We start from the raw sequence: 10,964 nt of genomic DNA on the forward strand, positions 1-10,964 counted from the left end.
ATAGTCGAGATTGGTGCAGATCACTTCTGATATTGAACTGTCAGGAGCTGGCTGCACAACAGCCATTACGCCCAATCAACTGGTGCAGTCGTCTTCTGAAAATGACAGGACAGGCGCAATGTCAGATTCTGTCGCGGCCTTGGCGCGTGCCTGGAAGCGTTCATAGCAATCCAGCCCGCAGAAATGTTCGACGTATTCCGCGCCTTCCGGGGTGAAGGCGGCATCGAGCGGAATTTCTTTGCAGCATACGCAGCAGGTGGTGCAACTGGCAGTGTTCGGGGCGTTTGCGTTCATGGTGGTACTCCTCCAGATTGGTAGCGAAGCTCAAAGCTGCCCACTCTCGGCTGGCTGGGAAGCGGTCATGATCTTCCCTTGAAGGCCCGCAGCAGCCGCGTCACAGACAGGACAAACAAGCCGGTCAGCGTGAGGGCTGCAATACCCCAGTGCTCCCCGATGAACGCGCCGGCCGTCGTGCCGGCTAGCACAATGGCGAGAATCGGCAAATGGCAGGGACAGGTGAGCACGGCCAGCGCGCCCCACAAGTAGCCGGTGATCGGTTTGTGCGTCTCAGACGGCAAGTGCTCTGGGCTGTTCATGGCAGACTCTCCGCGTGCTGTGCCGGTTCGGTTGGCATGGCGGCCAGTTGCATTTCGAGGCTGGCCAGGGCCTCGCGCCGACGCTCGACGAGTTGCCGCAACACGGCAAGCTGCGCAGACGCACCGTCACCGTCCGCAGCATCCAGCGCCCGGCACAGCCGCGCCAGTGCGTCCAGGCCGATACCCGCTTCGAAGGCAGCCCGTACAAAGCGCAGCCGTTGCAACGCGGTGTCATCGAACAAGCCGTAGCCGCCCGTGGTGTACGCGACCGGCCGTAGCAATCCGCGCAGCAGGTAGTCGCGCACGATATGCACGCTCACCCCGGCATCAAGGGCCAGCCGGGACACTGTGTAGGCGCTCATTGAACACCTCCTTTTCCTCATCCGGCGCAGCACGAAAGCTGCTTCACGTCCTTGCTGAAGGTCTGCGCCGCGAGCTTCAGCCCTTCGACCATGGTCAGGTAGGGGAACAATTGGTCGGCCAGTTCCTGCACGGTCATACGGTTGCGAATGGCGAGCACCGCCGTCTGGATCAGTTCACCCGCTTCCGGGGCCACCGCTTGCACGCCGATGAGCCGTCCGCTACCTTCCTCGATGACCAGCTTGATGAAGCCGCGTGTGTCGAAGTTGGCAAGCGCACGCGGCACGTTATCCAGTGTTAGCAGGCGACTGTCGGTCTCGATCCCGTCGTGATGTGCTTCCGCCTCGCTGTAGCCCACGGTGGCGACCTGCGGGTCGGTGAACACCACGGCCGGCATTGCGGTCAGGTCCAGGGCCGCATCGCCGCCAGTCATGTTGATCGCCGCACGAGTGCCGGCCGCTGCCGCCACATAGACGAACTGCGGCTGGTCGGTGCAGTCGCCGGCCGCGTAGATGTTCGGGCTACTGGTGCGCATGCCCTTGTCGATGACGATGGCCCCCTGCGCATTGACGGCTACCCCCGCCGCTTCCAATGCCAGGCTGCGCGTGTTCGGTGTCCGGCCGGTGGCGACCAGCAGCTTGTCGGCGCGCAATTCACCGTGCGTGGTGGTCAGCACGAATTCACCGTCCATATGGGCGACCTGGCTGGCTTGCGTGTGCTCCAGCACCTCGATGCCCTCGGCACGGAAAGCGGCTGTCACCGCCTCGCCGATGGCCGGGTCTTCACGGAAGAACAAGGTATTGCGCGCCAGGGCCGTGACCTTGCTGCCCAGCCGGGCAAAGGCTTGCGCCAGCTCCAGCGCCACCACCGACGAGCCGATTACGGCAAGGCGTTCGGGAATGGTGTCGCTCGCCAGGGCCTCGGTGGAAGTCCAGTAGGGTGACTCTTTCAAGCCCGGAATCGGCGGGACCGCCGGGCTGGCACCCGTGGCGACCAGGCAGCGGTCGAACATCACGACGCGCTCGCCACCCTCGTTCAAACTAACGATAAGGCTCTGGTCGTCCTTGAAACGCGCTTCACCGTGCAGAACGGTGATGGCTGAATTGCCGTCCAGGATGCCTTCGTACTTGGCATGACGGAGTTCTTCGACACGGGCCTGCTGCTGGGCCAGCAGCCGCTCGCGCAAGATCGTCGGCGGTGTGGGTGGCATGCCGCCGTCGAATGGGCTTTCCCGGCGCAGATGGGCGATGTGGGCGGCGCGGATCATGATCTTGGACGGCACACAACCGACGTTGACGCAGGTGCCGCCGATGGTGCCGCGCTCAATCAGCGTGACCTGCGCGCCTTGCTCGACGGCCTTCAGTGCTGCCGCCATCGCGGCTCCACCGCTACCAATGACGACGACCTGCAACGGGCGTTCGTTGCCACTGGGCTTATCAGCGGCCCCTATCCAGCCGCGCATCTTGTCGAGCAGGCCGGCGCGGTTGTCCGTCGGTGGCGCATCGGCAAGCGTTGCCTCGTAGCCCAGTCCGGCCACGGCGGTAGTCAGCGCATCCGATGACGTGCCCGCCTCAATGGCGAGTTGCGCTGTGCCCTTCGGATAGGACACCAGCGCCGATTGCACGCCGGGCACTTTCTCCAAGGCTTCCTTGACGTGAGCCGCGCACGAGTCGCAGGTCATCCCGGTGATTTTCAGGGTGGTCATGTATTTTTCCTTTTCTGTGGTGGCTACGGCTGTTGCCGTCAGCCACGTTGTTCTGGCAATTCACAGCTGTCCGGCCCGCAGCGGCGATGTGCTGGCGAGATGAAATCCCAGACCGACACCCCAACCATCAAGGCCAGGCCGACATAGAGCAGTCCACCGCTCTGCCAGCCGTAAGCCCGCATTAAAAACACCGCTGCCAGCACCAAGATCGGGCCTATCGTGCCGAGCGCCGTGCGTCGCCACTGTCGATGATTGAGCCAAGCGATAGCATTGGCGAGTAACGCGATGCCGGCGAACATCGGCAGCAGGATGCCAATGAATAGCCCCTCGTACTGGCTCAAGAAGCCCAGTCCGATGGCCGCGCCAAAGCTGGCGATGGCAGGAAAACAGGCGGCGCAGCCCATCGCGGAAACGACGCTGCCGAGCGCGCCGGTTTTGCCAGCGATGCGCGTGATGAGTCCCATGTGTCGCTCCCGAGTTCGGTTAACGGATCAGCGTTTGAGGCTGGACGGATAGCCCGCGTCCTCGGTCGCCTTGGTCAACTTCTGGACGTTGGTCTTGGCATCGTCGAAGGTGACGACGGCCTGGCGCTTGTCGAAACTTACGTCGGTCTTGCTCACGCCCTCAACCTTGGAAAGCGCGTGCTTGACAGTGATCGGGCAAGAGGCGCAGGTCATGCCAGGCACGGACAGCGTGACGGTCTGGGTGGCGGCCCACACGGGGGCAACAACGGCAGCGAGGGCGAGGGCGGCAAACAGTTTTTTCATGATGAACTCCTGTGATTAATAGAAAAATGGCATGACGTAGGGAAATCCGAGCGAGACCAGGACCAGCGCGGCCACGATCCAGAAAATGAGCTTGTAAGTAGCTCGCACTTGGGGAATCGCGCAGACCTCACCCGGTTTGCAGGCTTGCGCCGGGCGGTAGATGCGCCGCCAGGCGAAAAACAGCGCGACCAGCGCTGCGCCGATGAAGATCGGGCGATAGGGTTCCAGCACCGTCAGGTTGCCGATCCATGCCCCGCTGAACCCCAAGGCGATCAAAACCAGCGGCCCCAGGCAGCAGGCCGACGCAAGAATGGCGGCCAGCCCACCGGCGAAGAGCGCGCCGCGCCCGTTTTGTGGTTCAGACTTTTGTGGTTCAGACATACGCTTGTCCTTTCAAATTTGGTTTGGATAGCTTAAGCTTACTTCCGTAGTTATGTACGGAGTCAAGCGATATGCAAATTAATTTTGAGAATCTGACCATTGGCGTTTTTGCCAAGGCGGCCGGGGTCAATGTGGAGACCATCCGGTTCTACCAGCGCAAGGGCCTGCTGCCGGAGCCAGACAAGCCCTATGGCAGCATTCGCCGCTATGGCGAGGCGGATGTAACACGAGTGCGGTTCGTGAAATCGGCCCAGCGGCTGGGCTTTAGCCTGGACGAAATCGCCGAGCTACTGCGGCTGGAGGATGGCACCCATTGCGAGGAAGCCAGCGGCCTGGCCGAGCACAAGCTCAAGGATGTGCGCGAGAAGATGGCCGACTTGGCACGCATGGAGGCCGTGCTGTCTGAACTGGTGTGCGCCTGCCATGCGCGGAAAGGGAACGTTTCCTGCCCGCTGATTGCGTCACTGCAAGACGGAACGAAGCTCGCTGCATCGGCGCGGGGGAGTCACGGGGTGACTACGCCTTAGCGTGCTTTATTTTCCGAATTCTGAGACGACCCCTGTGTGTTGAAAGACAAGATGAGAACCATGATGTGTACGTAGGTAAATTCATCCAGTTACATGTAGCCGCTAATAAGAGCCTTAAGATCGTCGAAATGGGCGATGTGAAACTGGTGGCCATAACCAGCTCGATTCCTACCACTTTTAATGGTGGGATAAAGAGATACAAAGGGGTTACGTATGTGTCACTTTCCCAAACAGCTCAAACCACTATCGACTTCCCGAAGCGTATCTACAAAGAGGGCCAGGAATGTACTTCTGTCACCAGTCCTGACCAAGGTCCTTTCGCCCGGGATGTTAGGTTGAATTGCTACGGGCGATGTGTTGTCACCGGCGTAAGGTCCCCCTGGCGTACTGAGGCCGCGCACTTAACGCCACGTCATGAAGAAGGCATTCCCGACGTAACGAACGGAATTTTACTTCGCCGTGATATCCATACACTGTTCGACAATGACCATTGCGCCATAAACCCTGACACTATGAAAATTTACTTCAGCCGGGAGGCCCGGGAGTTGGATGATGATCTCCTGAAATGGCATGGGAATGAGATAGAGACGACACGCATGCAGGTTCCGGTTAACATCGAAAACCTTCGGATACGATGGCAAAAATTTAAGGCTAAGGATCGTCAGCGTAAATAAAGCCATAAGCTGAACCACGGCGAGGATTAGTCTTGTTCACTAAATGACAGCGAGAGATTAAATGCAAACCCAAAAAGATATTACAGTTGGCCAGATCTGGGAAGAAGTGGATCCAAGACTGATCCGGAAAGTGCGAGTTGTTGAGGTGGCCTCGTTAGAAGGGCCCAAAGGCATCCTAATCGAAAACGTGGAGTCTGGTCGTAAGAACTGGGCGTCGTCATCCCGCTTTAATGGAAAGCGTGGAGGGTATCGTCTTATTTCCTGAAGGTTTTGCCAATATGGGAAACTGAAGAGGTTGAAACCATCCCGGTGAGGGAGCATATCTGGTAAAGAAGAGTCTTTAAAAAGGTTTTACGCGACCTGGGATAATAAACGGGAAAACGATACCCAAAAAAAGAATACAGCGATGATAACGATAAGGAATGGTAAGGGCTTCAATATTTTGAGAAATGACCTGGCTTACTTTGCATCTGCATTTCTAATCAAACTGTCCACATAGGGATCACAGCTCTTAGGTTCTGAATTTTTCATATGTTCTGTACCTGAAATTGATTCCGTATGAGAAAAGGCCACCGAAGTGGCCTCTATCAAAACTGGTGGCAAAAGTTAGATCAGGAAATCATCAAGACTTTTACCGGCTGCAATTTGTTCTGCCAGAGCTTTGGGGGTACGGCCCTGTCCAGTCCACGTTTTTGTTTCGCCATTTTCATCAGTAAATGAGTATTTGGCCGGGCGTGGTTCACGGCTTTTCTTGGTAGCCGTAGATTTGGCCTGGAATGAGCCAAGCAGCTCTTCCGGGTTGATACCATCTTCTTCCATTAACTTACGCAGGGCGTCAAGTTTCTCCTGACGAGCTTGCAGTTCGGCAGCTTTGGATGATTCTTCCTGACGACGCTCATCAACAATGACATTAAGCTTTTCGAGGATTTCCTCAAGTACTTCTAAAGGCAGCTCGCGGCCCTGGGCGCGAAGAGTACGAATATTGTTTAACGATTTGAGTGCTTCAGACATACGACCTCACTTTCTAATTCTTTGATAAGGATTTACTTAATCATAATACACTCTATAAGGAAAAAGATGCCAGCTTTATGTCTTCAGGTACAAAGATATCTTGCTAAGAATACTCCTTATCTTCCTTGTGCAGACTGTTTCGTGCTTTCGATGTTGTTCATGAGTCTTAAAATCTGCTCACTGTTTAGGGTACTCATGCTGTAAATCATCAAGAAGGAAGCGCAGAACAACATAAGCAATCGGAAAAGGAAACCATGCCAGTGACAGGCCATATATGGCGGAGATAAACATAGGGTAATTTAACTCACTTACAAAATTCGCTTCATTGTATTGTTGAATCGAAATGGCAGAAGCAAAAATTATAATTAAAGTAAGAAAAATCCACTCTAGCCATCTCTTTTTATAACAAGCATAAGCGAAAGCTGTAGGGTAAAAAATAAAGCAAAAAATTCCAGCTGCAATTACGTTCATAAAAGTAACTTTCCTGATAGCGCAGTTATTTTTCGAATGCAGCATCATGAACAACTGCCATAACATTGATGATTGGCTTTCTTTTTCTGAAGAACCTTCCGCGCGGCAAAGTTTCTCCCGCTTTGAGACGATAAAGCCAGAAAACATAAGCCGGAGGAACATTGCTGTCAAAAATATCTGAACAAGTTTGAACTGTGATGCCTACTGTATTGTCTTTCCTCATCTCTTTAAAAGTGCCTTGCAATGCAGCGGATAACGTCATTTTTAAGAAACCTTTTTCTGTTTGAACGGATAGACTTGACTTAGCTGGCTTGACTGTAATGTTTGCCACTAAAGATCCCTCGTTCTGAGGATGCAGGCACTACAAAGTTACCGTCAGGTCTAATCATACGAGTTTGGATGAAATTTTTGCCGGATTTGGTTTTTTCAACCTGGTGCTCGATCTTCCATTCTTCTTTGACGGGACCGGATGACAAATGAACTAGAACCGGTACTTTTTTACGTGTTCTATCCAGAACAATACAATTTGATTTATCCGTATCAACGCTTCCCTGAAGAGTATTCAAAGAGCAATTATCATATCCCTCAACCGGAACTGCATTACCTTGGATATCAATTTTGAATCCTCCAGCTATTACAATTTCGGGTGCATTATCATTTAAAGTCTCGTCATAGGCAGCATCAACTACATCGCAAGCAGTAAGAGTAAGTGACGATGCCACAGCAAGACACAATAAAGAAAATCTGTTTTTGAGCATATTTGAGACCTTTTATAAAAATAAAATAACAGGAGAATTGTATCATTAACAGTCTAGTTCTAACGACTACCACTTTTAAGTATGTATTGAGCCAGTTTTATATTCAGGCACACCATATTGCACTCTAGCTCTTTCATCATCCTAGAAGAACTCTTAATTAAGTATTCTTCAAGTGGGCCAGCATATGCCCCTGATGTCACGATCGTTAGTTGCGTAAGAGGATGAGTCAAACTCTCAATGCCCTTCAGGATGTCATTCTGGACAGCAGAAATATAAACAGGCGAAGCCGCAATCAAATATTCATCATTCGGACTGGACTGCATTAACTGGCTTATAGTTGCGCAACGGTTATGCTTTCCTAGTGATTTTGTGATGGCTTTCCACCAGAGATCATGCCTGAATGGTACTTGATGAAATGTCGCCTCGTAAGAGGGCACCCGATCTCGACTATTTAAAAACCCCATCCCGGCAGAGATTATCCACAACTCCAGATTTCTGGTTGAGTTTAAAATTTCCTTTGCCGTAGACCAGTGATTACCTGAATACAAGGACAATGCCGGTACCGCCTGATTACTTCTGGCGTCGTCTACAATGTTACTCCAGGCATATGCTGCGTCGTCCGGGGTTTGTTTTGGATCTATGTCCAATGTCGGCCAGACGTGGCCCTGATGATTCTTGCCCTTTGTACAGGAAGTGATTAAGTGTACTGAGCGTTCAGAGAACATTATCTTCCTTACATACCCATAGAACAGCTTTCTAAGAACGGTGGGCTCGCCTGAAAATTACAAATCAGCCCCTTTCACGGCATCATTTTGATTCTTCGCGTCTGCCCCCAGTAAGATGACCGGTTTTCTGCATGACAGTGTTATTCCTAACAAACGCAACACAAAACCACGCCAGCCAGAGCAAATTTTTTCATTTGCTGCGTAAAGCCTATTGTTTTCTCTTTTAAGCTTCGCCCACTCGTTACAGAGGGTAACATCATCAAGCGCTGTTATATGCTTCGCCTCACCTTCGACGATAACGGTATGGATACCGTATGCTGTAAATCTCATACTATTTTCCAGAACCCAGTTGCGGTATTCGTTGAGTCCACCTTCGGAACCGGTAGCTCTGCGCCACATTTCAATTTGCTTGTGTGATGGGTCAAGTGTACTTGTCATTGAAGCCTCGTCTCAGCGATAACGCTTGAAATAGCCCGCTTTGGTCAAAATGAAATTAGCCATCTGACTGGCGATTTGATTGTATCTTACTCATAGTGCCCAACCTATAGGTTAAAAAGGGGCATTTTCGCTTTATAGCGTGTTCAACATCATCAATCATCCCAAGAAAGGCTGGCTTATTAAGCCGGTCCATCATTTTCTGTATATCTCTCATCAATTTTTATATCCGGCCTGAAGTGCACCGTTCAAGCACACCGATCAGGCAGTTAGTCACTAGTTAACTCTTTACTAGAGACTAAATTCCATTGATTTACGTGACAACGTCACGTCATTAAGGTTTGCAAATGCCTAATTTTCATACTATGGGATTTAATTAGGAGTAAATCCCACAGGTTTACATAAAGCTGACATTTAAAAGTGTTAAAAATCAATCAGATAGAAAGAAAAGGCTCTCCGGAAGAACTCTTCTCATTATTTCGCCGCCCGGGGTTATTGCTGACAGATCTGAAAGTGCTAATATGTTAGTCATTAGTAATTAGTAAAGCCTTTACTAAACGCGTTTCTACGTAAATTCTATTGGTTTTAGAGGGTCCTACTTGTCCGAAGACAATAAAGTTGTACACAAAGCACTAAAGTTGTAACCATTCTCAAAAAACGACGCTAATGTTGTATGCTTACTGAATGTGTGGTTATAGGGTTGGAGACTATAAAATGCACATATAGGTACGTATCAATGTCGTTTTTTGGGTACGATCATGGGTAGGGGTAGGCGTCTCAAATCCTATTTGGATTATGAAAATGCGCTAGGTGACGGCATAGGAGTGGGCTATGGCCAAAGTTATCAGCCCTGGCTTAGAGCTCAGGACGTTAAATCCCGTGGAAACCGTTCGATAGTCTTTGGCCTTAAGACGTTTCGAAACCATCATCATGGGGTTTGAGGGCCAATGATGTAAAAAACCACGCTAAGGAGATAATTCATTGTTTAAATTGAGATTTAACGGCCTCAATTCCCCCTTCATAATATCCTCCGGTAGTGTGAACGTATAATGTCCCAGCATGTTGATATGACCGTGCATCAGAGGCGAAAGCCGCGCGATATGTTCATCCTCTGGCCCTTCCCCGATGCTGCGCAGGTGCGACAAGGCTTCCTGCATATAAAGCGTATTCCACAGCACCACTGCGTTTGTCACCAGACCCAGCGCACCCAACTGATCTTCCTGCCCCTCGCGGTAACGTTTTCTGATCTCGCCACGCTGACCGTAGCAGATGGCTCTTGCAACGGCATGGCGGCCTTCACCCCGGTTCAACTGTGTTAGGATCCGGCGACGATAGTCCTCATCATCAATATAGTTGAGAAGATACAGTGTCTTGTTAACTCTTCCGACCTCCATTATTGCCTGAGCAAGCCCTGACGGTCGGGTACTTCTCAATAGCGATCGAATGAGTTCTGACGCATGAATAGTGCCCAGCTTCAGCGAACCGGCAACCCGCATCATCTCATCCCAGTGGCTTTCGATTTTAGAAAGGTCAACACAACCCCGCGCCAGTTTGTCCAACGCCCCGTAATTCGCTGCTTTGTCGGCCCGCCAGAACACAGCCTCACCCGCATCCGCCAGACGAGGTGAAAATTGGTATCCCAGTAGCCAGAACAGGCCAAAGATAATGTCACTGGTACCTGCTGTGTCCGTCATGATTTCAACCGGGTTTAGTCCCGTTTGTTGCTCAAGTAGCCCTTCCAGCACAAAGATGGAATCCCGCAGTGTTCCAGGAATCACTATGCCATGAAAACCCGAATATTGGTCAGAGACAAAGTTGTACCAGGTGATGCCGCGCCCTGAACCAAAGTATTTTCTGTTGGGGCCAGAATTCACCGTTTTCACTGGCGTGACAAAACGCATACCATCAGCGGAGGCTACCTCCCCGCCCCCCAGTATCCTGCCAACGCTAACGAGGACTGAAAATCAACCAGCCGCGCATTGGCGCTAACCAGCGTTTCTGCTCGGATGTAGTTCTGTTTCACCCAGCTCAGACGATGGCGAGTCAGTGCAGGGATATTGTGCTTGATCAGCGGCTCATGTCCGATATTGCAGGCCTCAGCCAGCATCACCGCACACAGGCTTATATGCAGATCCTGCGCACGGGCACCTGACTCGCTGACATGGCTGAATTCACGGGTGAAGCCAGTTCTGGCGTCAATCTCGAGCAACAGTTCTGTCAGGTCAACGGGTGGAAGCAATTGTCTGACTCGGCTGCTCAGTTGTATCAGCGCCGGTGGTTCATCCAATTTATCCAGGCTGCTGATGGTCAGCGAAGGATGTTTACCTTCATTGCAGATGTCCACGGCGGTATTGCGATCAAAACGTGATGCCACCGTTTTCCAGGTTTCATCTAACTGAGCGGCCAATTGCTCCGATGCTTTACTGCCATTAGTGGGGTGACCCAATGGGCACTGTTGCAAAGTTAGCGATGAGGCAGCCTTTTGTCTTATTCAAAGGCCTTACATTTCAAAAACTCTGCTTACCAGGCGCATTTCGCCCAGGGGATCACCATA

The 10,964-nt window shown here is 51.8% G+C and carries 15 protein-coding genes and 2 pseudogenes; 3 read left to right on the plus strand and 14 right to left on the minus strand.

Annotated elements, in window-relative coordinates; genetic code table 11:
* Nucleotides 1–75: 75 nt before the first annotated feature.
* The 7 genes from ACOTX2_RS24735 to merT form a co-directional block, all read right to left on the minus strand.
* On the minus strand, nt 76–294 hold the full coding sequence (locus tag ACOTX2_RS24735; RefSeq protein WP_021242992.1) for a DUF3330 domain-containing protein: 219 nt from the start codon (nt 292–294) through the stop codon (nt 76–78).
* Nucleotides 295–359: 65 nt separating this feature from the next.
* The gene (gene merE, locus ACOTX2_RS24740; RefSeq protein ID WP_001087807.1) at nt 360–596 is read right to left on the minus strand and encodes a broad-spectrum mercury transporter MerE; all 237 of its coding nucleotides are present in this window, start codon (nt 594–596) and stop codon (nt 360–362) included.
* On the minus strand, nt 593–958 hold the full coding sequence (merD, locus tag ACOTX2_RS24745) for a mercury resistance co-regulator MerD (protein WP_001277466.1): 366 nt from the start codon (nt 956–958) through the stop codon (nt 593–595). Before merD ends, merE begins: the two co-directional genes overlap by 4 nt.
* A gap of 17 nt (nt 959–975) precedes the next feature.
* Complete coding sequence (gene merA / locus ACOTX2_RS24750; RefSeq protein WP_000209296.1) at nt 976–2,661, minus strand: mercury(II) reductase; 1,686 nt, start codon at nt 2,659–2,661, stop codon at nt 976–978.
* 38 nt (nt 2,662–2,699) lie between these two features.
* Nucleotides 2,700–3,125, minus strand: coding sequence for an organomercurial transporter MerC (gene merC, locus ACOTX2_RS24755; protein ID WP_000522996.1), 426 nt, complete (start codon nt 3,123–3,125; stop codon nt 2,700–2,702).
* 27 nt (nt 3,126–3,152) lie between these two features.
* Complete coding sequence (merP, locus tag ACOTX2_RS24760) at nt 3,153–3,428, minus strand: mercury resistance system periplasmic binding protein MerP (RefSeq protein WP_000732275.1); 276 nt, start codon at nt 3,426–3,428, stop codon at nt 3,153–3,155.
* A gap of 15 nt (nt 3,429–3,443) precedes the next feature.
* Nucleotides 3,444–3,809 carry a mercuric ion transporter MerT gene (merT, locus tag ACOTX2_RS24765; RefSeq protein WP_001294656.1) on the minus strand — a complete coding sequence of 122 codons (366 nt, stop codon included), beginning with the start codon at nt 3,807–3,809 and terminating at the stop codon, nt 3,444–3,446.
* A 71-nt stretch (nt 3,810–3,880) separates the two neighbouring features.
* On the opposite strand from merT, the gene merR reads away from it, so the two are divergent.
* Together merR and ACOTX2_RS24775 are read left to right on the plus strand one after the other, a co-directional pair.
* Nucleotides 3,881–4,336, plus strand: a complete 456-nt coding sequence (merR, locus tag ACOTX2_RS24770; protein WP_001166628.1) for an Hg(II)-responsive transcriptional regulator — start codon at nt 3,881–3,883, stop codon at nt 4,334–4,336.
* A gap of 65 nt (nt 4,337–4,401) precedes the next feature.
* On the plus strand, nt 4,402–5,010 hold the full coding sequence (locus tag ACOTX2_RS24775) for an HNH endonuclease signature motif containing protein (RefSeq protein ID WP_000289256.1): 609 nt from the start codon (nt 4,402–4,404) through the stop codon (nt 5,008–5,010).
* A gap of 606 nt (nt 5,011–5,616) precedes the next feature.
* Here ACOTX2_RS24775 and ACOTX2_RS24780 read toward each other — a convergent pair.
* From ACOTX2_RS24780 to ACOTX2_RS24805, 6 genes are all read right to left on the minus strand, one after another.
* The gene (locus ACOTX2_RS24780; protein WP_001287391.1) at nt 5,617–6,021 is read right to left on the minus strand and encodes an H-NS family nucleoid-associated regulatory protein; all 405 of its coding nucleotides are present in this window, start codon (nt 6,019–6,021) and stop codon (nt 5,617–5,619) included.
* 177 nt (nt 6,022–6,198) lie between these two features.
* Entirely contained in the window at nt 6,199–6,492 is a 294-nt protein-coding gene (locus tag ACOTX2_RS24785; protein ID WP_001100635.1) for a hypothetical protein, read from the minus strand.
* A gap of 25 nt (nt 6,493–6,517) precedes the next feature.
* Nucleotides 6,518–6,823 (minus strand): hypothetical protein, encoded by a 306-nt coding sequence (locus ACOTX2_RS24790; RefSeq protein ID WP_223152485.1) that lies wholly within the window; start codon nt 6,821–6,823, stop codon nt 6,518–6,520.
* Nucleotides 6,795–7,250, minus strand: a complete 456-nt coding sequence (locus ACOTX2_RS24795) for a hypothetical protein (RefSeq protein ID WP_000916941.1) — start codon at nt 7,248–7,250, stop codon at nt 6,795–6,797. Before ACOTX2_RS24795 ends, ACOTX2_RS24790 begins: the two co-directional genes overlap by 29 nt.
* 59 nt (nt 7,251–7,309) lie before the next feature.
* Entirely contained in the window at nt 7,310–7,975 is a 666-nt protein-coding gene (locus ACOTX2_RS24800) for a hypothetical protein (RefSeq protein WP_001447900.1), read from the minus strand.
* A 57-nt stretch (nt 7,976–8,032) separates the two neighbouring features.
* Nucleotides 8,033–8,413, minus strand: a complete 381-nt coding sequence (locus tag ACOTX2_RS24805; protein ID WP_001371925.1) for a hypothetical protein — start codon at nt 8,411–8,413, stop codon at nt 8,033–8,035.
* A 755-nt stretch (nt 8,414–9,168) separates the two neighbouring features.
* Between ACOTX2_RS24805 and ACOTX2_RS24810 the strand changes: the two are divergent.
* Nucleotides 9,169–9,339: pseudogene (locus ACOTX2_RS24810) on the plus strand (transposase); the annotation flags it as partial.
* A gap of 36 nt (nt 9,340–9,375) precedes the next feature.
* Here ACOTX2_RS24810 and ACOTX2_RS24815 read toward each other — a convergent pair.
* Nucleotides 9,376–10,856, minus strand: a pseudogene (locus tag ACOTX2_RS24815) (Tn3 family transposase); the annotation flags it as partial.
* Nucleotides 10,857–10,964: the final 108 nt, after the last annotated feature.

It is taken from the genome of Enterobacter cloacae complex sp. IR5412 (genome assembly GCF_049237385.1).
Taxonomy (GTDB): Bacteria; Pseudomonadota; Gammaproteobacteria; order Enterobacterales; family Enterobacteriaceae; genus Enterobacter; species Enterobacter intestinihominis.